Raw genomic sequence first — 20205 nt, 5'->3', positions numbered from 1 at the left:
ATTCTTGATTCGAAATAGAGGCGTTTCTGTGATGAAGAATCTGTTAGTACATCTTTGTAATTCAAGTCGCACGAAATCTGTGGTTGAAACGGCGGTGAAATTAGCGAGCGTCGCCCAGGCGAGGATTCGCGGCGTCTCGATCTTGGATACGCGTACGTTTTTTGAGAAGGCGGCGATCGAGTCAGCGGCCTATGCTGGGGTCGAAGCGACTCGAATGACTCTGGCGCATCGTCGCCAGATGCAATCGCGTGAGGAGTTTCTCAGCGTTTGTCGAAGAAGTCGAGTCCACTGTGATGTGTTGGACGTTCGTGGCGATCCGATCGAATTGCTCGCTGATGAAGCGAAATACAATGATTTGACGATTGTTTCTTACGGTGGAAACCCGCATCGTCATGATGTGGGGCTATCTGCCCATGAGTTGATGGAGTTGGCGCAGCGCGGTGCGCACCCGCTGCTTGTGCTGCGGCAGAAGCCAAGGCAGCTCGAGCGCGTGTTGTTGATTTACGACGGATCCAACGCATCAAGCCGTTCGATTCGTTCATTCTTGTCGCAACATGCCGCCTATCTGGGCAGCCAGTATCGGTTGCTATGTGTCGGCGAAGCGGCTAGCCCGCAAAGCGGCGCCTATCGCGCGATGTTGCAATACTGCCGATCGCGAATGGAATCGTTAGAAGTTGGCTGTTTGCCCGGTTCGCCGGTGAAAACTGCGGCGAAATACGCCCAGAAATGGGAGGCCGATTTACTGGTGCTAGGAGTCGCCAGGACGAGCAGTTGGTGGGGCTCGCCATTTGGCCAGCTCGGCAGCGACATCTTGCAGCATACGGAATTGACGATCTACGCGTACGCCTAGGGGATGTCGAGATCACAACAATAGAAACAAACTTGATTGAGGAGCATTTTTCGCTATGCCACGCTTTGAATTTTGGCGCGAAGTTTTTACGTTGCGAGGGTCAGCGACTCCGCTGATTATCGGCCGCCTATTGGGTTTCACCTTGTTCGCCGCCGTGGTCACGGCGGTTATGACCTACTTGGGAATGACCCACATTTTGGCGAACTCACACTACGAATACATCGGCGCCGTTCTGGCGCTGCTGTTAGTTTTGCGAACCAACGCTGGGTACGACCGCTGGTACGAAGCACGCAAAGTCTGGGGAGGGATTGTCAATCAATCTCGTAATCTTGGGCAAATTGGCGTCATCTACGGTCCGCAGGATCCTCAGTGGCGCGAATCGTATTTGCGTTGGGTCGCCGCTTTTTCCGCCGTTTGTCGGCATAGTTTACGCAAGCAATTCAGCTTTGATGAGATCAAAGATCTCGTGAAAATCGTCGGGAGAGTCGAAGCAGAACGCTTGGCCAACTGCAATCATATGCCGATGTACGTCGTCCGACGCATTGCTGAACTACTGAAGCAAGCCGTGGAGGATAGTCAGCTAGACCGGTTCTATTTTCTCAAAGCCGAAGAAGAACGTGCTCGCCTGATTGATCATATCGGCATGTGTGAGCGTATTTTGGCGACACCATTAGCGCTGGCCTTCTCTATCAAGATCCGACGGTTCTTATTTCTCTATTTGACGTTTTTGCCGCTGGCCTTGGTCGATTATGTCGGCGCCTTTACTCCGTTGATGACGCTGCTAGTCGCTTACCCGCTGCTGTCGCTCGATCAAATTGGGGTCGAGTTGCAAGATCCGTTTTCTCATCGCCGTTTGAATCATCTACCGCTTGGCGACATTTCAACCATGATCCGAAACAATTTGTTCGCCTCGTTGGAGGATCTGCCGAAAATGGTTCCCTTTGAAGAACGGGATATGGAAATCGAAATCAATGAGATCCGCAAACCGAACACCATTCGAACCTTCGCGGTCAATTCAACGCTCAGCAGCTAACGGGGCGATCTCGAAAGAGAGCGGCGCTGGAAATAATTCCAGCGCCGCTCTTGGCGTTTGATCGAGAAGTGCGGTTGGCTTAGCTTTCGCCGAGCAACTCTTTCACCTTCGCTTCAATGGCTTTGGCGTTGGCCTCGCCCGAACCAACTTTGACCATGGCGACTTTTCCCTCTTTGTCGATTAAGACCATGTGCGGAATTCCGCTGACGCCATAGTACTTCGACATTTTGCCTTCGGGATCGATCGCGAAGACATGCTTCAGCTCGTGCGAAGCGGCGAATTTTTGCAGCATCACCTGCTCATCTTCGTGCGAAACTTCCGCGTCTTGCGATGGCGCTGGAGCCATCCGCTCTTCGTTCCACCCATAGTTGTAATAGCCGGTCACGCCGATGATCTCTAGGCCTTTATCGCCGTATTCTTTTTCCAGCTCACGCAGGTGTGGGAAGGTCGCAATGCAAGGGCCGCACCAAATGGCGAAGAAGTCGAGCATCACGACTTTGCCCTTCAGTTCGGCGTCGGTCAGCGGAGCGCCGTTCACCCAGGCTTCGGCGGAAAGAGGCATCGCCGGCTTGCCGACGAGTTCTTCCAGACGCTTTTGACGTTCGATCGCAGCCGTCAAACGCGACAAGGTAAGTTTGGCGCTGGTGACGGCCGTTTTGACGGCGGGAACTTCGGTCCCTTCGGCAAGCGAATCAAGATAGGCGGTTTCTTCCGTCAAGCGTTTGTCGGCTGCTTTCCAGTCATCGCTGAGCTTGCCGGCGAGTTCCATCATCACTTTCATACCGTACTTGCCGACAAGTTCCGCATCTTCTGGCGCGGCGGCGATTTTAGCGCGAAGATCGGCCAGCGACATCGCCTGCAATTCGATACGGTTGGTGAACGAGTCCAGGATGTTATCGACCTGAGCAAAGAAGTTAACCGCTTTTTCTTCGGTTGGTTTTAGCTGCGAAAGCGTTTTTTTCATCTCGGCGAGCTGCTTGATCGCGCCGTCGGCGTCTTCGCCGGCTTCCCGCATGATCAGGCCCAGGTTCTTCTGCAAATAGGCGTTCAGCGCCTCGACGTTATTCGGGTCGGCCTTCAGTTGATCCAGCGGGTCCGTTGCTGCTTTGGTTTCATCGGCCGTCGCGTCTTCGGCCGCGTAAAGCAGCGAGACGCACGGCAAAGCGGCCAGCAGCAAAGCGGCCAAAGTGAGGTGCGAGAATTTCATGCAATTTCCTTTAGCGGTATGTGGTGGAAGCGACCGGGCAGCGTGCCCGTCGGTGCATCGCTTGGGGGGGGCCGGCACTATTGTAACGCCGCGGTTTCGTTCTAGTTGGTTAAGTCTTGAACTTTCGGCGTCTAATAGTCATTGATATCCCCTACGTGCCAAATTAACAACGTGAAGTTCATCGCTTTGCATAAAAAGCGATCCGCGTGTGGGATTTGTACAACCGTAATTGGTCGCTGCAGCGTTTTGGGGGAAAGTCGAACGCCGCAGTTTGTCGAGGAAACCGACCGTTACGGTAGCCACTTGGTGACCGAAGGGAGCATTCCGGCGCTATCCAGGGGCATTTCGAGCGGCTGAAACAACGCTTCAAGTTCGCTGCGGGATTTTACTTCGGCCAGATACGCCTCGCTGCAGACGACCTCGTCGATCGCCAGCGTGTGGGGGATCCACATGATGCGAGCTTCGTGCGGGGGACGTAGACCGATGGTTTGCAACGCGTTTTCCAAGATCTCGCGGTCGGTGTCGTAGTGGATCGGAATCATCGCCGCCGTCACGTGCCCTGACGTGATGCTGTTAATGTTCGTGATGTTGCGATCCATTTGCTCGACCATTCGCGTTAGACAGAACTCGCACATGCCGATCCCCGACGCGTTGCCGTGCGTTTCTTCGGTCAGGCCGCGCAAGACAATCCGTTTGACGCGGGGAGTTTCGTCGCCGGTTGCGGCATGGTCATTGAACTTGCGGCCGACGATATTGGTGTCCATGCCGGCGCCGCTGATGTTTTTGCCGATCTCATCGACAATCAACACGTCGGCTTCTTCAAACGGCAGTTTCGGCAACAAGCTGTTGGCCAGTCGAAGCAGTTCCGGCTCGCGCTGTTCGATTTCGTTGGCTGGCACGCCGATGATGTGCCCTGTTTCGTCGTAGCCATTTTCAATGATGGCTAGTCCGCACAAGATATTGCATTGGCTCAGCACTTCGCGGGCGACGCTTTGCACAATCTGCGTAAAGCTGTTGTCCATGATCGCTTTGTGATAGACCTTGGCGCCGTTATGCTTGCCAAGCCCGATCAGCATCATCTTCATCAAACCGCTTTGGATTTCGCCGGTGAAATCGGTATGCGCTTTCACCCGACCGCAAACGACGACGTGATCGGCCTGCGAAGCATGCTTGTCAAAGTGAACCGGAAAGCCTTCCTTCGCCTGGCAGACGACGATCGTCTCCATGCTGGCGCGAATTTCGCATCCGCAGTACTCCGGCGTGATTCCGTACGAAGCGAGGACGCCGATCTGGCCTTCGGCGGTTCCGCCGCCGTGGCTCCCCATCGCCGGCACAATAAACGGCTTGGCGCCGATCTGCTTCAGATGGTCGACGATCGCTTTAATGATCTCTTTGATGTTGGCGATGCCGCGGCTGCCCGCAGTGATCGCGACCGTTTCGCCTGGTTTTACCTTCTCGCTCAACTCCAACATGGTGAGTTGGCGATCGACTTCGCCGATGACATCGGTCACCAGAGGGCGCGGGAAGGTTTGACGCAGACGGAAGAGTTTCGGGAATTGCATAGATCTGTGCGCAGGATCAACGTGGGTGGGCAAAACTGTATTCTACCGGCCAACTTGCGAATCGTCGATTGACGTCAGGCTACAGCGTCCGTTGTCGTCCTCACAGCGGAAACGGACTTGAGAAATGTCTTATGTCGAAGGACGAATGAAAGAACCGAGCAGCATCGATCTCCGTTCTTCTTTAGACATTCCTGCATAGAAATTAGTCGTTCATGGTCGGTGGGACCGCACCGCCGCGTTTTCTCGTTCGAAAGGTTGGACTGGACCGGATCGCCCTGTTTTCTCGTTCGAAAGGTTGGACTGGACCGGACTGCCCTGTTTTCTCGTTTGAAAGGTTGGACTGGACCGGACCGCTTTGGTTTTGCTGGGCGAGTCTGCGGATGGGAAGTCGAATCGGCGATGAATGTCTGCCCCATCAATCCCTCTCTCCGAGGTCTCGTGCGGGGGGGCCGCCCAATCATGACATGATCTTGGGATTCGGAACGAAAGCAGCGCATAAAATCTCCAGGCTCGTTAACCGATTCGGCCTACGCGCAAACGGGAATGGATGGCTAATTCTCCGCCTGTAATCGACCCCAAGTCCGTGCGCTTTGTCAAGCGACAAAAATTGGTGATTCCAGGGGGAAATCTACTTTTGCGGCTGCAAAAAGAGATGCGGCTCCAGTTCGCTATAGAACATCGCACTGGGGTCGATTCCGGCGGCCTGCATCTTTTCGATGTGCCGTTTGACCGGGGGCGTTTCGGCGATTTGCGGCAAGATGACCAGCCAGACGACGGCGACAATGCCGACGGCGATCAGCAGTCGCGTCCAGCGGCGGCGGCGATCTGCCGGTCCGCCGGTCGTTTCGAGTGGGAGATTAGCTTGCGCCACGGAGCATCTTCTCGATGTAGTCGCGGAACAGCCAGCCAAACATGACGTAGGCCATAATCAAGGTCAGCAGTAGGTTGAGCGTCTGACCGCAAAGGTACAGGACTAACGGCTTGCCCCCTTTCAGGTAGACGGCAAGCTCACGGAAGTTAGTCTCGAGCCCGATGCTGACAAACGCCAGGCAAAAGAGCCATCCGCGGAGCGCCTTGGACAGATCGGTCGTCGCTTTGACCTGTAGATCGCCGGCGGTGACAAAATAGGCGATCGCCGAAAAGACAATCGACGCCAGCACGAAGCCGAGCACAAATTTGGGAAAGCGATACCAGATTTCCATCGCATTGGGGCGGGCTCCATCTTTGGTCTTTTCGACAAACGCGACCCAGTAGAGCGCAACGCCGAACGCAACGACGCCGATCAACACGTTCTGGATCATCTTAACGGTGACGGCCACTTTTTCGGCTCGTTCGCCCAACGCGTTGCCCGCGGCGACCACCGCGCCTGTCGCATCAATCGTGCCGCCGATCCAAGCTCCTCCGACCAGATCGTCAATCGCAAACGCTTTGATCAAGATCGGTTGGACGACCATCATGATGACGGTAAACGTTAGCGACATTCCGATCGCCAGCGAAAGCTCTTCTTTCTTTGCGCGACAAGCGGCGCCGGTCGCGATCGCCGCTGAAACGCCGCAGACCGACATATCGGCCGAGATCACCATATTGAGCGAGGGAGACGCAATTCGCAGTATCTTCTGCCCAAAGATGAAAGTCGTGATCAACACGATCGGCGTGACGAGCCAAGCGACTGCGATGCCGGGTACCGAGAGAGCGAACAACTTGGCTAACAAGACTTCGGCGCCCAGCAAGACCAGGCCGGTCTTGATATAGAACTCGGTTTTGATCGCCGGCTTCCAGGACTCCGGCGTGCCGATCGTATTGCTGATGATTAGTCCGACCAACAGCGCCCACAGCGCATACTCGAGATTGTAATGCTTGATGACCGTTTGCGTGGAAAGCAGATATGCGAGCAGAGCCAACAGGAAGATGACTGGAAACGCCGCGGCGAACCCGGCGACCGGCTTTCCCATGATTCCCTGCGCTGCGGCGAAAATCGCCAGCAAGACGCCGCCGATGGCGATCATGCATGGCAGCAGCGATTGGTCCCCTTTGCTAAACGCCGTGAGAGGGTTGTTCGTCCATGACCCTGGTTTGACGATCCACGACTTCAGCGAACTGGTCGCCGAGACAGTCGCTTCGGCGCCGGCTTCGCCGGGAGTCGATGTCATCTGCACCGAGAAAAAAATGACCGCCAAAATCAACGCGCCTAACCAGATCGCCCACCAATCTTCGGCGGTGCGCATCTCTTGCAGCAGGGGAAGACGTTCGGCAGGGGCAGGCGGAGGGGTGTCGCTCATCAGATGGGATCAAATGGGGGTGGGATCAAATGGGGGAAGGGTTCGATTATCACGCCAGAAATTGATGCGGGTCAACCCTTCTTATTGACATCGCTCCGCCGAAACAGTTTGAAATACCGCCAGATTCAATGGCCGTGACGCGGGAAGAATGTGCCGATTGGCGCGATTTGACGATCTGAACGCGTGGACCACGGTCGGAAATTACCAGCCTCGAGCGAGAGAACGCGACTTACCGCAGCGGCGCGGCGTAGTTTTCTGGTAGAGCGGTTTGCGCCGCAGAACCTACGAACTCACCGAAAGGGAATGCTGTGTCCTCAGCCGATTCAACGATTGCCTGTCAGCCGACGAAAAACGACGTCGAGTCGCGTGTAGATTCGCTTATCCAAATACTAGAAAACTCTTTGGCGCAAAACCCAGAGTCATTCTCGGTATCAACCGCGCTTCCTGTCGATTCGTATGATCCGCAACTACTGGATCAGGCGAAGCAAGCCGTCTATCGGAAGGTGATTGAGCGCGCGTGGGAGGATGGACAGTTTACCCGCGACGAGCAACAGACCGCACGTTGGATCGCCGAGCGACTCGATCTGCCGGAAGGGGAGTTCGCCGCCATTGAATTGGATCTGGCCAAACAACAATTCGCCGCAGCGCTGGGGCGCGCGATGTCGGACGGCGCGCTTGACGCTGACGATGAGCGGCGTCTGCAGAAGATCAGCGATACGATCGGCATGCCGATGGCGACATTCGCCGGCGTCTTTTTTCAAGCGGAAGGGGAGAAGTTTCTCCGCGGCATGTTTCTGGAAGCGGTCGCCGACAATCATTTGTTGACCGAAGAATGGGCGACGCTATTAAGCACCGCCAACAAATTGGGAATCTCGCATCACGAGTTTTTGCAGGCGATCCGGCATCAGACGCACGAGTTTGTCGAGCATGTGATCGTCGACGCGAAAGCCGATGGAGAGATCTCGGCGCACGAAGAAGAGACCATGGTCTGGCTGTTGCAGCAACTTGAAATGCCGAGCGACTTTTGCCAGTACGCGGTCAGCGAGATGGCGCGCCTCAAGTCGCGCGTGCAGTCGACGCAGGCGCTGGAAACCATGACGATCCCGCACGAATTACGGGCGCGAATCTGGCGTAAATACAACGGTCGCTGCGCCGCGTGCAGCGCCGGCGACTATTTGGAGATGGTCCGAATCATCCCGAAGTCGATGGGGGGGGGAGACGACGAGAGTAACATTCAGTTACTTTGCCGCCGCTGCTTGGGACAGACGCACGCCTAACCGCCTCTGGATTTTCTCGGATCGGCCCCGTCTCAACAACTCGCTATCGAAGCGGAAAATCAAACGACTGCGAAGCGATTGGTCAAGAAACGCAAAAACCGACGGTCATCGACCGTCGGTTTTTGTCGTTTACGTCAGTACGGCAGCGACTAGCAGCCGCAAGTCGGCACGGTGATCGTCTTGGGAACCATCTTGCAGACGGGGACCTTGACTTCTTTGGTGACTTGAACCGGAACCATGCAGGTGTACGAAACGACCTTTTCTTCCGGAACGTTCTTGTAGGTCGTCACGTCGTAGGTCTTTTCACGCGTTTCCGCATGGCAAACCGTATACGGGACTTCTTTGGTCCGCACTTCGGTTTCGTACGTGCAGGTCGGAATCGTGTAGGTTTTTTCAACCGGCTTCATCACGCAAACCTTGTAGCTGTACGGAACTTGCTCGGTAACCGGCTTCATCACGGTGCAGGTGACGTCCTTGGTGAGGACTTCGGTTTCGTAGGTGCAGGTCGCAACCTGGTAGGTTTTTTCGACCGGTTGCATCACGCAAACCTTGTAGCTGTACGGAACTTCTTCTGTAACTTTTCGCATCACGGTGCAAGTGACGTCTTTCGAGACTACTTCGGTTTCATAGGTGCAGGTCGCAACCTGGTAGGTTTTTTCGACCGGCTTCATCACGCAAACCTTGTAGGTGTACGGGACTTCTTCAGTGACTGGACGCATGACGGTGCAGGGAACTTCGACTTGCACGATGTTTGGCGCCCAAGTCTTGCAGACCTTCGAGCAACCGCAGCAGTCCGTCACGACTTTCTCTTCCCAAGCGCCTTCGTCCTTGCAGACGGTCTTGGTGATCGTTTCCGGCATCATCTTGCAGACGGTGCGGGTCCCTTCGCGGGTTTCGTACGACGGAACCATCACGGTTTTGGTGACGGTTTTCGTACCGTGAACCGGTTTGCAGACGTTGTAGGTGACCGTTTTGGTGGAAGTTTCCGGCACCATTTTGCAAACAGTGTTGGTCCCTTCGCGGGTTTCGTAAGACGGAACCATCACGGTTTTGGTCACGGTTTTGGTCCCATGAACCGGTTTGCAAACGGTGTACTCCACGGTTTTGGTGGAAGTTTCCGGCACCATCCGGCAGACGTCGCGAACTCCTTCGCGGGTCTCATAGGACGGAACCATCACGGTCTTGGTGACGGTCTGGGTGCCGTAAACGGGTTTGCGAACGGTGTACTCGACGGTCTTCGTCAAGGTTTCCGGGACCATCACCGTATACGTCCGCGTCACGGAATTCGTTTCCGGAACGCAGCGATAAACGGTGACAGTCTTTTGGCGCACTTCCGGCTGCATTTCGGTGCAGGTAATCGTACGAGTTTCGTACGTTTGCACCGGGACCATGATGGTCTTTTCCACATATTGGACTTCTGGTGCGCAAGGTGCGTCACAAGAGGTCGAGCAGACGGGCGCACAACCCGGTCGGCAACGACGGCACGCTTCGGCCACATCGACCGTGCTAAACACGGCGGCCACCGAAGTAAGTAATAACAAGCTGCGAATCATTTAGGTTTCTCCCCGAGTTTTATTGAAGTTGCCCTGACTTTGCTGATTGTAACGATGCCGTTTGGCGTTTTGAATCAAGCTTGGGTTAAATTGGATAAATTATAACGAGATGTTCTCGAGGGATTAGGTCATTAGAGGGATCCCATTTTGCCCTGTTTTCGGCTCCTATAGAGTGGGGCGAGAGAAACCAAATTGCAGAAACTGGGCGTTAGTTTTCATCCCGATTTTTTTTCCCAGGCTCGCGGCCTGCGATGATCGAGAAGAAATCCTCGGTTGGGTCCGATTTCGCGCAGGGCGGCGCATCATTAGATAATCGAATATACGGGCAGCGAGTTTCGCTGATCCAGTGGAGTTGGAGCAAGCGATGGAAGAACGTACGCGCGAATTGCAAAACCTGAACGCCAAGTTAGAAGCGGAGATTCGCGAACGCTCGCTCGTCGAGCAGCAGTTGTTACAAGACAAAGTTTATTTGCAGTACTTGCTATCTGGGCATGAGCGGGACCGGCAACTGATCGCCTATGAAATTCATGACGGCGTCGTGCAAGGGCTAACCGCGGCGATGATGCATCTGGAGACGGCGCCGGGCCAAATCGATCAAGGTCGAATTGATACGGCGCTGCGGATCTTGCGCGGCAGCGTCGCCGAAGCGCGTCGCGTTATGAAAGGCTTGAGTCCGCCGCTGCTGGAGGATATCGGCGTGATTGCGGCGATCGAAGGAATGCTGGAGGAGCAGATGCCGGACAGTTGCGAAATTAAATTTGAACATGACGTCCAGTTCGATCGCTTGCTGCCGCTGTTGGAATGTACGATTTATCGGGTCGTGCAAGAATCGGTCGCCAACATCATGCGTCATAGTCAGGCCCAACACGCCAAAATTGGTTTAAGAGAAGCTGGCGAGCGGCTGATCTTGTCGGTCGCGGACGACGGAATCGGGTTTGATGCGGCTGGGGCCGCCGCTTCGGGGTTCGGGCTGAAGGGAATCGCCGAACGCGCCAAGTTGTTTGACGTCGAGGCGAAAATCGACTCGAGCCCCGGCGCCGGAACGCGCCTGACGATCGATTTTCCACTGATTCGCGCCAATCAGGATTTCGATAAATGGGCTTCGATAGCGGGTAACCCATCAGCCGTCAAACGAGTATAATGCAGGGCTATTTCCCGACTGACAGGATGCGAATCGGCGTCCTTCCTTTCGCCCCCCCTTCGATATTGATGCAAGTCGCTCTGTTCATTCCCTGCTATATCGACCAGCTCTATCCGCGCGTCGGCATGGCGACGTTAGAAATTTTGGAGCGTCGCGGGTGCGACGTCGTCTTTCCTGCGGCGCAAACGTGCTGTGGTCAGCCGATGTCCAATACCGGGTGTAACTCGGACGCACGGCCGCTGGCCGAACGTTTCCTCGAGATCTTCGCGCCGTATCAATATGTGGTCGCTCCGAGCGGCAGCTGCGTTGCGATGGTGCGAAAACATTATGACGAGTTCCTCTCGGGGCGACCTGGTTTCGAGGAACTGAAAGCCAAGACGTTCGAGCTGTGTGAATTTTTGGTCGACGTCTTGAAAGTCGAATCGTGGGACGGCGTCTATCCGCACAAGGTCGGTCTTCATTCGAGCTGCCATGGGCTGCGTGAGTTGGGAATGGGCAAACCGAGCGAGCTGGTAGGCGTTGATTTCAGTAAGCCGGGACATCTATTAGCGATGCTGGACAAGATCGAGTTGGTCAAACCGCAGCGACCGGACGAGTGTTGCGGATTTGGCGGGACGTTCGCCGTCAACGAAGAAGCGGTCTCCTGCATGATGGGCAAAGATCGTCTGCAAGATCATCTGTCGGCCGGGGCCGAAGTGCTGACCGCCGCCGATATGTCTTGCCTGATGCATCTGCAAGGATTGTCGGCGCGAGGAAAAATGCCGCTGCAAATCAAGCACATCGCCGAGATTCTGAACGAGAGCGAAGCGAAATCATGAAAACGGCGGAGCATCCAGAGCAAGCGTCTAAGTTTGTCGCCAACGACCAACGCGCCCATTGGCACGATCAAGCGCTGTGGTTTGTGCGCGAGAAACGAGACCGCATGGCGGTCAGCCTGCCCGAATGGGAGCAACTGCGCAGCGCCGCGTCGCAAATCAAACTGCACACAGTCAGTCGATTGGCCGACTATCTGGAGCAGTTTGAACAAAACGCGACCAAGCTGGGCGCGGTGGTCCATTGGGCGCGCGATAGCGAAGAGCATAACCAGATCGTCTTGTCGCTGCTGCAAAAAGCAGGCGCCAAGCAGGTGGTGAAAAGCAAGTCGATGCTGACCGAGGAGTGTCACCTGAACCCGTTTTTGGAAGCGCAGGGGATCGAAGTCGTTGACACGGATCTGGGCGAGCGGATCGTGCAACTGCGCAAAGAAACGCCGTCGCATATCGTATTGCCGGCGATTCATATCAAAAAGGAAGAGGTCAGCGAGACCTTTCACGAGCACCTGCAGACCGAGGCCGGCAACAACGATCCTAACTATTTGACCGAAGCGGCTCGTAATCATCTGCGCGAGAAGTTTCTGGCCGCCGATGTCGGCATCACCGGGGTGAACTTTGCGATCGCAGAAACCGGCGGTCTGGTCGTTTGCACCAACGAAGGAAACGCCGACCTGGGAGTTTCGCTTCCCAAAATGCACATCGCTTGCATGGGGATCGAAAAACTTGTTCCCCACGCGGCAGACCTCAGCGTCTTTTTACGGCTACTGGCGCGCAGCGCAACAGGGCAGCCGATCACGACTTACTCGTCCCATTTTCATGGACCGTCGCCAGGGAGTGAACTGCATATCATTTTGGTCGACAACGGTCGCAGCAATCTGATGGGGAGCGAGCAATTTCGAAACTCATTGAAGTGCATCCGCTGCGGCGCTTGCATGAATACCTGCCCTGTTTATCGACGCAGCGGCGGTCATAGCTATGGAACAACCGTGCCGGGGCCGATTGGGTCGATCTTGGCGCCGTCACGCGATTCGAAGGCGCATAAAAGCCTGCCGTTCGCTTGTACCTTGTGCGGATCTTGCACCGACGTCTGCCCGGTAAAAATTGATTTGCATCACGAGTTGCTGGAGTGGCGCGGCGAAATTCATCGGCGCGGTCAATTGCCGATGTCGAAAACCGTGCCGATGAAACTGACCAGTTGGATGATGCGATCTCCCTGGCTGTTTCGTTGGGTCGGAGCGATCGGGAAATTCTGCTTGCGGCATTTGCCTCGTTGGGCGATTTACCATGGGCTGAATCCCTGGGGCAAACAACGCGAAATGCCAGAGTCCCCCCAGCAAAGCTTCCGACAGCTGTACCAAATTCATGAGTCGAAAAAAGCCAGCGATGAGTAGCCGCGATCAGATTTTAAAAAGCATTCGTAATCAGGTTGTCGCCAGCGTTGATCACCCGGGACTCGCCGGCGATTGGATTCGCTACGACGATCGTGTCGCGCATTTCGCGACCGTTTTAACCGCCGTCGGCGGCGCGGCGCATGTGGTTGACTCGGCGGAAGAAATCACGGCTGAATTGAGCAGGGTTCCGGCTTTTGCGCACGCTTCCAAAATTGTTAGCCTTTGCGATCAAATTTCGGGCAATGTTGATTTCGACGCAATCGACGATCCGCATGCGCTAGAAGATGTCGACTTTGCGGTGTTGCCGGCCCAGTTCGCCGTGGCCGAAAATGGGGCCGTCTGGGTAGACGACGCCGCGGTTAAACATCGTGTGATTTACTTTATTCCCCAGCATTTGTCGTTTATTGTGCGATCGCCGACCCATGTGGCCGACGCAATCGTCGACAACATGCACCAGGCCTACGAGCGAATCTCGCTGGGCGAACCACAATTTGGAACGTTCGTTTCAGGCCCCTCCAAAACGGCCGATATTGAACAATCGCTAGTCATCGGCGCGCATGGAGCCCGGTCGCTAAACGTCTTTTTTTTGCGACAATAAATCGGGCGAAGATCAGCGCCGATGGATGCATATTGCGGCGACGAACTCTAGAATAACCATTAGGCCGACTCTACCGGCGGCGAACCCTTGTGAAGATTCGCGTCGCGCGTCGTCCCCTTAGGATTGGATGGATGAGCGAAGAAGAACAGCAGCAAACCAAGACGCCGCGACTCAACTTGTTGCGATTGTCGCTGGATGAAGCGACGGCGAAATTTGAGGTCGAGTCGTTTCAAGATGACGAGCTCTCCATCGCTGCGCGCCGCTGGCGACTGATCGCGACTCCGTTGGATCCCGATGGAGCGAAAAACTTGACGCGCGTCATGCAGCAAATGGTTCAGAACCGGACCGCCGTCGATCCCGGCATCCTCACCGGCGTCCATTCCAATGTGCAGATCCATCGCTATTTACGCGGACTAGGATCGCATGGCCGCGCTGCTCACGGCGATTATCTGGTGCAATGCGGCGACGAATGGGTCTTTGTGATGGTCGTCGCTCGAGCGCCGCACGATGAGTTTGATTCGGCCGAGATTGATCGCGTCCTGGCTTCCGCTAACCTAGCCGCCGAACCAGCGCTCGAGCATCAAGTCTTGCCGGCCTGGCAAGAGTTTCTCGCACAGCGCAAGCCGACCGATCCCGACGGCAAGTTCCTGATTTCGCTCGAGCCGGCGCCGGTGATGATCGGTAACTTTGATCTATTTGAAGAATTGGAAGATCAGGCCGACTTGTCGCCGGATGACGACGACGTCGATCGCGGCGGCCGGGCGCTCGATCGACAATTGATCGAGTTTTATGTGCTCGACGATCCGCTGTCGATCCGCTGCGACCTTTGGATCAATCGCGAGCCTGACGTCTCGCAGCCGCGCGAGCTGGTTTTTCGCTCGAAACTAGAAGTCGCGATCGGCCGGATCGAGATTTGGTCGGCGGACGAGATCTACACGTTCGAGATCGCCAACGGCAAATACGACGCCAGCATTTTTGTCATCGAACGCGGCAAAACCTGCGACGACGATCTGACCGATCGTGAGTTCTTCGATCGCCACGATCTGGAACGCTACGAGATCATCCTCAAGCCAAGCGGTTAATGGGAATGACGAATGCCTAAGAACGAATGTCTAATGCTCGATTTTGAGCTGCGCAGGAGAAATGCAGCCACGAATTTTATTAGACATTGGTCCTTAGACATTCGTCATTTTCCCCGTGGGTTGCGCAAGCCGGTAGTGTTGACTAAACATGGCCGAGTCGGATTCGGCTTGCTCCACCCACGCTACGGTTCATCTGTTACGACGTCAGCGTTGCGTCGAGCGTGATCTCGCAGCTCAACAATTTTGAGACCGGGCAGCCGGCTTTTGCGGCGGCGGTTAGTTCTTCGAACTTCGCTTGCTCGATGCTGGGGATCGTCGCAGTCAGCGTCAGGTGAACTGCGGTGATCGCGAATCCTTCTTCCTGTTTTTCGAGCGTGATGTCCGCTTTGGTTTCCATCTTCTCCGCGGTGAAGCCGGCTTCGCCCAAAATCAGCGAAAGGGCCATCGTGAAGCAACCGGCATGCGCGGCGCCGATCAGCTCTTCGGGATTGGTCCCCGGCTTGCCTTCAAACCGGGCCGAGAAACCATAGGGATACGATTCGAGTGCGCCGCTTTTGGTCGAGATGGCGCCTTTGCCATCCTTCAGGCCGCCTTCCCAGACAGCCGATCCGTGCGTTTTCATCTTCATCGGTGACATTCCTTGTTATGCGTGAGCTTGGTAGGGACTTCTCGAAGTCAGTCAGGATGCGACCTGCACGCATCATGGCCCCCTTCTCAAAGGCGCGTCGCCGTAACTGTGACGATAGCGCCTGTGGAAGCGTTGTGCAAGCGTCACGAAAAAACAAGGGATAGAATCGGATTATTCCCCCACGGTGACGATGCGTCCCGGGGCGCCGTCGACCTTGATCTTCTCCAGCACTTCCAACTTGGTGAGTGACAGGACCCAAATCGCGCCGTCTCCGGGATTGGTGACGCAGGCATATCGCCCGCCGGGCAACAGGCAAATATCGTGATGCCCGCTATGTCCGACGACCTTGCTGCGGCCGACCGGCATGCTCTTCACCAACTTGGCGTCCGAGAAATCGCCGTTGCGGTCGGGATCGAGATTGACGACGCTCAGCAACTCTTCGGCGTCGCCATCGTGCCGATCTTGAAAGAGAAACGCCATTTTCAGACCGCTGGGCGTTTCCAAAATCCGCGGCGTCGTCAGGCGAAGTCCCTCGGCCGTTTCGATCGGTAATTTCTGGAGGCTCGGTTCGGTCGCGGCAGCGTCGATCAGGCCGAGAAAGGATTCTTCGGAAGAGCGTGATGCGAACGCCACCCAATGACCCGCATTAGCGAAGGCGCCGGTCCGTAGCGGTTGTTCGGTCTCGGGATCTTTACCAAGCGAGAGATAGCGAACTTCGGCCGTTTTCTCGTTCTGCGACAGGTTACGATCGGCGTCGACCCAGCAGATCCCATCTGCCGGCGCAAAGAAGACGCGCCCCGAATTGGCGATTGCTCCGTGCAAGCCTCCGGTTGGCGTCTGGATCGAGTAATTTTCTTTTCCTGCTTGTTGATCGCCTAAGTTGATGACGTCGATGCGTCCTTGGTTGTCGCCGTCGCGATCAATCCAAGTCGAGTATGCGACTTGATTGTCGACCGCCGCCAAGGTGATGTGATCGCCGCCGCCAGAGAAAAAGGTCGCGGCTTGTTCGAAGTCGTCTCCCAGTAGTTGCTCAGGCAGAATCCGCGTAAAGCCATCTTTCTGATCGTTCGCCAGATAAAAAGCGCCGTCATATTGGTAGAGATGCGCCGGGTTTCCCTGCTGATCATCCAAACGTTTGGCGATTACTTTCGGAGCATCCGGAAAACGCCAATGCGTATGATCGCCATGCTCTTCTTCGACGGCGCCTGCGTCGAGAGCGATCCAGCCGCTTTCCAGTTCCCCTTCTTCGGCGTCACGAACGCCGACCAGCAGCACGTTGCCGATCGCTTCCATCTGCACCAACGATTGGGAGTCGCGATCGATTTTGGGGAAGCCGGCGATCGGCTGGGGCTTTAGCGTCCATTCGTCTCCTTTGACCAGATCGGCGAATCGAAGCGTCGCGTCCGCTTCGTTTTGCCAGAAGAGCCGCGCGATCACGCGCGGTTGGCGATGTTGGTCGCTCGACGCTTCTTCCGCGCAGAGCCATCCAGCGGATAGGAGCAGTAGCAGCGCTAACGCCGTGAAAGTCGTTTGGTTCTTCAGCATATTGGGCTCGCTCGTTCGTGTTTGGAGTTTTGTGGAAACGAAGAAATCCAAGGCTCTAGTTTGTGGAGGAAGCAAGATCGCCAGCGCCGCTAGTGGCGCGAAAACGCTTTTTCTCCCAATGAATACAAGTCCAAATCGCGTCCTTTTGGGCGGCGCGGATCCAATAGAAGCGGCGCTGATCGCCGGAAGCGTACACGACCGGCGTTCCTTCTACTTCGGTGCTGTCACTCCAGTCGGGCTGGCTTTGAAAAAAACGGTCGAGGATTGCGTGATCCTCCTTCGTTAGCGTCTCTTGTTTGCGCCAGAGGACGCCTTGATCGGTGAAGTGATTGACGGCGAAGGAATCAACGTTAACAACCGTCTCGGCGGCAGGAACGCCGCATCCCAGGCACGCGAGAGAAAGAATCAGGGTAAGAACGCGGATTCGATGGTAGTCGTGATCAACGCGATGCGTCATTTTTTGACAGGCTCCTTTACAAGCGACGGGGACGATGGTTGCGAGATGCAATAGAGTCGTGTTCCGGTGCGAATCACGATTCGCCCGGTGATTGCGGCGGCGCCATAGACGATGGGATCTCGCGCGTTATTTTGCGATTCGGAACGACGTGCGGCCAACAACTTCGCAGCGGATCGAAGTTCATCGGCGTCCAGACGTCCGTCCTGATTGATGTCGCTACTGGGAAACATCGAGCGGAATCGACCAGAGACTTCTTCGATCGTCAAAAAGCCATCGCCGTTAGCGTCGCCGGTCTCCAAGAGACTCTCGAAACCGCGAGATTTTCCGGACGAGACGTTTTCAACATAGGTCTCTGGCGGAGGAGGGGACTGGAGATCCCAAAGCAAGTTAGAAGCAAGCTGCTCAAACTGCGGGCCAGACTTGAGGACGGTGGTCTGTCCATCCTTCCCCCAAAAATAGATTCGATCTTGTGACACGATCGGAGTTGCCCAGCAATCGGTCCCAATTCGTTTGGCGTAATGCTGTCGTCCGGTCATTTTGTCCAGACAATAAACGACTCCAACATTATTGAGATAATAAACGCACTCTCCGCAGACGACCGGTGACGCATAGTCGCTGACCGCTTTCTTGGCTCGCCAGATAATCTGCGGAGAATTCGCTTTGCATTGGATGCAGAGATTGGATCGTTGCGCGTCGCCGCCGCTAGAAAACTCGGAGACGCGGGCGCCCACATACAGCCGATCGCCATCCGGTGTAGGCGACGCTACCGAATTGCCGTCCAACTGGCCGACGGTCCACAACGATTCTCCCGAGTCTGCGTCATAGGCGGCGACAGCGCCATTGGAACTGATGATGATCTGACCGTGAATTACAATCGGCGATGACCAAGAGTTCGACGAAGGACGATCCGTCTTCCAGCGTGTTTCACCTGTTTGCTTGTCGATCGCGATCAAGTACGAGGGGCCGCGATGCTCGACGTTTAAGATGACGCATTGATCGGTCTGGGCGGGAGACGCTCCAATTCCGTGATTGTTTTCAAGAGGCCCAAAATCGGCGGCAAGATCACGACGCCAACGGAGAGCGCCCGTAGGATCGATCGCGGCGACATCACCGCTTTCAAAAAAGAGATAGACTCCCAGATCGTCGACGACCGGCGTCGGAGCGGCGCGGGCCATCATGTAACTGGAAGGCGCCGTCGAAGCGGCGGGAAAGCGATACCGCCAAAGCTGACCGCCGGTATCGATGTCGATGCAGGAAACGACGCAGGTTTCTTTGTTCGGCCCGGCGGTGGAAGTCACGAAAACCCGCTGGTTGTGGATGATAGGCGTTGACTGCCCATAGCCTTCCAGTTCACGCTGCCAGGCGATTCCTGTCTGAGGAGACCAAGTAAGCGGCAAGGGGCCGCCGACATAGGAGCTGCCGCCGGCGCGGAACTGGGGCCAACTATCTTGTCCGGCTGCGAACGAGACGAGCGTCAGCAGCGCAATAATGGGCGAAATGGTTTTCATTTCGAGGTCCTAATGCGTGTCAATACAAAGGGGAATGTGGTTGCTTTAGAACTCGCCGAGTACGGCGCCATCGTTGCGAGCGTGCAGATTTCGCCAGGTCGAGAGATCGATCGTTTCACTCACCACGCGGACGCTGCCGTCCGCAAAGCTGACCATCACGCCGCCGGGGTGAGCGCTGCGGGCGCCCATCACGGCGTCGCCGTGATACAAGATGTCGGGCGAGGGTGAATTGGGGGGGAAGTACCCGTTGATGAACGATTGATAGGTTAGATTGCGCAGCCATTGACCGGCGCGGCGTCCGTCGTAACTAGCGACCGATCTGGCGTCGAGATCGTCCGCCGTGGTCGAGCAAGGACTGCCGCCGCCGCTGGTCGAACGCATCTGCGTTTGCGCGTCCAAGAGTTCGGTCGAAGTGAGTCGATTCCCAAACAGGGTCTCGGCCAACAAGATTGTATGGGTGGTCCCATCGGTAATATCTTGGAATCGCGTTGCAGATCCGCGCCAGAAGAGCCCGCCGGTATCGCTAGTGCTGCAATATTGGACGCCGACACCTGGTCCGGCGTTGACCATATAGTTGCCGCCGGCCCAAGTAATATCGTCATCGACATACAGCGGATCGCCGGGGTCGCTGGGACAGACCAATACGTTAATCTTCATGCCGACCAGGTTGTCATAGATCGGGTTGAGCGTCTTCATGTAGCTGACGCCGATCATTAGCGGTTGCGAAAAATCGAGCTGATCCTGGAAGTTCCCTTGTTCGAGAAACGGCAACATCTTCGACTGAGCCGAATAGCCGTAGTTTGAGTCTTCGGCCGGATAGGGAAAGGTTTTATAGGTCGACTCATAGTTGTGCGCCGCTAGCGCTAGCTGCTTCAAGTTGTTGCTGCACTGCATCCGCCGCGCCGCTTCGCGCGCTTGTTGCACCGCCGGCAACAGCAGCCCAATCAGGATGCCGATGATCGCAATCACCACCAATAGTTCGACCAAGGTAAACGCGTTGCGCCGCACTGCTGCGGCATAAATATCGGTCTTCATCGACGCTTCTCCAGGGTTTTCTCGTTCAGGTCCCTTTAGTCTAGAATGAATGCACTTGCAGTCAATATGCAAGTGCAAGAAAAGGTTAAAACAGGTTGGAGGAGCGCCGCGGGCAGAGTGATCGTTGTCGTTCAAGGCTTTCCGCTGGATCGGAAATAGGTCGGTCAGCGTTGGATTATGAGATGCGCTGACTGCACGCGAATTCTTCTTATTTCCACTTAATTTTCGTTTCGATCGTCCCTTAAAC

18 protein-coding genes are annotated in these 20205 nt (G+C 55.7%); 8 read left to right on the top strand and 10 right to left on the bottom strand.

Going from position 1 to position 20205, the window contains the following annotated elements; translation table 11 throughout:
* Nucleotides 1-31 precede the first annotated feature (31 nt).
* Nucleotides 32-850, top strand: a complete 819-nt coding sequence (locus tag M4951_RS15120; protein ID WP_262022487.1) for a universal stress protein — start codon at nt 32-34, stop codon at nt 848-850.
* A gap of 55 nt (nt 851-905) precedes the next feature.
* Complete coding sequence (locus M4951_RS15115; protein WP_262022486.1) at nt 906-1883, top strand: bestrophin family protein; 978 nt, start codon at nt 906-908, stop codon at nt 1881-1883.
* A 79-nt stretch (nt 1884-1962) separates the two neighbouring features.
* Here the strand turns inward: M4951_RS15115 and M4951_RS15110 are convergent, their stop codons facing one another.
* From M4951_RS15110 to M4951_RS15095, 4 genes are all read right to left on the bottom strand, one after another.
* Nucleotides 1963-3090 (bottom strand): TlpA family protein disulfide reductase, encoded by a 1128-nt coding sequence (locus tag M4951_RS15110; protein ID WP_262022485.1) that lies wholly within the window; start codon nt 3088-3090, stop codon nt 1963-1965.
* A gap of 290 nt (nt 3091-3380) precedes the next feature.
* A complete protein-coding gene (locus M4951_RS15105) occupies nt 3381-4652 on the bottom strand; it encodes a nickel-dependent lactate racemase (RefSeq protein ID WP_262022484.1) in 1272 nt (423 codons plus the stop codon).
* A 628-nt stretch (nt 4653-5280) separates the two neighbouring features.
* Complete coding sequence (locus tag M4951_RS15100; RefSeq protein ID WP_262022483.1) at nt 5281-5523, bottom strand: hypothetical protein; 243 nt, start codon at nt 5521-5523, stop codon at nt 5281-5283.
* The gene (locus M4951_RS15095) at nt 5510-6931 is read right to left on the bottom strand and encodes a YeiH family protein (protein WP_262022482.1); all 1422 of its coding nucleotides are present in this window, start codon (nt 6929-6931) and stop codon (nt 5510-5512) included. The genes M4951_RS15100 and M4951_RS15095 overlap by 14 nt, the downstream gene beginning before the upstream one ends.
* 401 nt (nt 6932-7332) lie before the next feature.
* On the opposite strand from M4951_RS15095, the gene M4951_RS15090 reads away from it, so the two are divergent.
* On the top strand, nt 7333-8208 hold the full coding sequence (locus M4951_RS15090) for an HNH endonuclease (protein ID WP_262022481.1): 876 nt from the start codon (nt 7333-7335) through the stop codon (nt 8206-8208).
* Between the two features lie 149 nt (nt 8209-8357).
* On the opposite strand, the gene M4951_RS15085 is transcribed toward M4951_RS15090, so the two are convergent.
* Nucleotides 8358-9761 (bottom strand): hypothetical protein, encoded by a 1404-nt coding sequence (locus tag M4951_RS15085; protein ID WP_262022480.1) that lies wholly within the window; start codon nt 9759-9761, stop codon nt 8358-8360.
* Nucleotides 9762-10125: 364 nt separating this feature from the next.
* On the opposite strand from M4951_RS15085, the gene M4951_RS15080 reads away from it, so the two are divergent.
* From M4951_RS15080 to M4951_RS15060, 5 genes are all read left to right on the top strand, one after another.
* Nucleotides 10126-10902 carry a sensor histidine kinase gene (locus M4951_RS15080; RefSeq protein WP_262022479.1) on the top strand — a complete coding sequence of 259 codons (777 nt, stop codon included), beginning with the start codon at nt 10126-10128 and terminating at the stop codon, nt 10900-10902.
* A gap of 68 nt (nt 10903-10970) precedes the next feature.
* Nucleotides 10971-11720 carry a (Fe-S)-binding protein gene (locus tag M4951_RS15075; RefSeq protein ID WP_262026926.1) on the top strand — a complete coding sequence of 250 codons (750 nt, stop codon included), beginning with the start codon at nt 10971-10973 and terminating at the stop codon, nt 11718-11720.
* The gene (locus M4951_RS15070) at nt 11717-13105 is read left to right on the top strand and encodes a lactate utilization protein B (RefSeq protein WP_262022478.1); all 1389 of its coding nucleotides are present in this window, start codon (nt 11717-11719) and stop codon (nt 13103-13105) included. Before M4951_RS15075 ends, M4951_RS15070 begins: the two co-directional genes overlap by 4 nt.
* The gene (locus M4951_RS15065) at nt 13098-13703 is read left to right on the top strand and encodes a lactate utilization protein C (protein WP_262022477.1); all 606 of its coding nucleotides are present in this window, start codon (nt 13098-13100) and stop codon (nt 13701-13703) included. Before M4951_RS15070 ends, M4951_RS15065 begins: the two co-directional genes overlap by 8 nt.
* Before the next feature lie 131 nt (nt 13704-13834).
* Nucleotides 13835-14785, top strand: coding sequence for a hypothetical protein (locus M4951_RS15060; RefSeq protein WP_262022476.1), 951 nt, complete (start codon nt 13835-13837; stop codon nt 14783-14785).
* 196 nt (nt 14786-14981) lie between these two features.
* On the opposite strand, the gene M4951_RS15055 is transcribed toward M4951_RS15060, so the two are convergent.
* From M4951_RS15055 to M4951_RS15035, 5 genes are all read right to left on the bottom strand, one after another.
* Nucleotides 14982-15413: an OsmC family protein gene (locus M4951_RS15055; protein WP_262022475.1), complete on the bottom strand. Its 432-nt coding sequence runs from the start codon at nt 15411-15413 to the stop codon at nt 14982-14984.
* A 171-nt stretch (nt 15414-15584) separates the two neighbouring features.
* Nucleotides 15585-16958 carry a YncE family protein gene (locus M4951_RS15050; protein WP_262022474.1) on the bottom strand — a complete coding sequence of 458 codons (1374 nt, stop codon included), beginning with the start codon at nt 16956-16958 and terminating at the stop codon, nt 15585-15587.
* Between the two features lie 55 nt (nt 16959-17013).
* Nucleotides 17014-17415, bottom strand: coding sequence for a hypothetical protein (locus M4951_RS15045; RefSeq protein ID WP_262022473.1), 402 nt, complete (start codon nt 17413-17415; stop codon nt 17014-17016).
* Entirely contained in the window at nt 17412-18923 is a 1512-nt protein-coding gene (locus tag M4951_RS15040; protein WP_262022472.1) for a PQQ-binding-like beta-propeller repeat protein, read from the bottom strand. Before M4951_RS15040 ends, M4951_RS15045 begins: the two co-directional genes overlap by 4 nt.
* A gap of 45 nt (nt 18924-18968) precedes the next feature.
* Nucleotides 18969-19958: a DUF1559 domain-containing protein gene (locus M4951_RS15035; RefSeq protein WP_262022471.1), complete on the bottom strand. Its 990-nt coding sequence runs from the start codon at nt 19956-19958 to the stop codon at nt 18969-18971.
* Between the last annotated feature and the right edge of the window lie 247 nt (nt 19959-20205).

Origin of the sequence: Blastopirellula sp. J2-11, from assembly GCF_024584705.1 — a bacterium.
Classification (GTDB): Bacteria; Planctomycetota; Planctomycetia; order Pirellulales; family Pirellulaceae; genus Blastopirellula.
This window is presented reverse-complemented; position numbering and strand designations above follow the sequence as displayed.

Bases quoted from the DNA above. Each gene is read 5' to 3' on its own strand.
- M4951_RS15120 (WP_262022487.1), top strand. From the start codon at position 32: ATGAAGAATCTGTTAGTACATCTTTGTAATTCAAGTCGCACGAAATCT.
- M4951_RS15115 (WP_262022486.1), top strand. From the start codon at position 906: ATGCCACGCTTTGAATTTTGGCGCGAAGTTTTTACGTTGCGAGGGTCA.
- M4951_RS15110 (WP_262022485.1), bottom strand. From the start codon at position 3,090: ATGAAATTCTCGCACCTCACTTTGGCCGCTTTGCTGCTGGCCGCTTTG.
- M4951_RS15105 (WP_262022484.1), bottom strand. From the start codon at position 4,652: ATGCAATTCCCGAAACTCTTCCGTCTGCGTCAAACCTTCCCGCGCCCT.
- M4951_RS15095 (WP_262022482.1), bottom strand. From the start codon at position 6,931: ATGAGCGACACCCCTCCGCCTGCCCCTGCCGAACGTCTTCCCCTGCTG.
- M4951_RS15085 (WP_262022480.1), bottom strand. From the start codon at position 9,761: ATGATTCGCAGCTTGTTATTACTTACTTCGGTGGCCGCCGTGTTTAGC.
- M4951_RS15080 (WP_262022479.1), top strand. From the start codon at position 10,126: ATGGAAGAACGTACGCGCGAATTGCAAAACCTGAACGCCAAGTTAGAA.
- M4951_RS15075 (WP_262026926.1), top strand. From the start codon at position 10,971: ATGCAAGTCGCTCTGTTCATTCCCTGCTATATCGACCAGCTCTATCCG.
- M4951_RS15070 (WP_262022478.1), top strand. From the start codon at position 11,717: ATGAAAACGGCGGAGCATCCAGAGCAAGCGTCTAAGTTTGTCGCCAAC.
- M4951_RS15065 (WP_262022477.1), top strand. From the start codon at position 13,098: ATGAGTAGCCGCGATCAGATTTTAAAAAGCATTCGTAATCAGGTTGTC.
- M4951_RS15060 (WP_262022476.1), top strand. From the start codon at position 13,835: ATGAGCGAAGAAGAACAGCAGCAAACCAAGACGCCGCGACTCAACTTG.
- M4951_RS15055 (WP_262022475.1), bottom strand. From the start codon at position 15,413: ATGAAGATGAAAACGCACGGATCGGCTGTCTGGGAAGGCGGCCTGAAG.
- M4951_RS15050 (WP_262022474.1), bottom strand. From the start codon at position 16,958: ATGCTGAAGAACCAAACGACTTTCACGGCGTTAGCGCTGCTACTGCTC.
- M4951_RS15045 (WP_262022473.1), bottom strand. From the start codon at position 17,415: ATGACGCATCGCGTTGATCACGACTACCATCGAATCCGCGTTCTTACC.
- M4951_RS15040 (WP_262022472.1), bottom strand. From the start codon at position 18,923: ATGAAAACCATTTCGCCCATTATTGCGCTGCTGACGCTCGTCTCGTTC.
- M4951_RS15035 (WP_262022471.1), bottom strand. From the start codon at position 19,958: ATGAAGACCGATATTTATGCCGCAGCAGTGCGGCGCAACGCGTTTACC.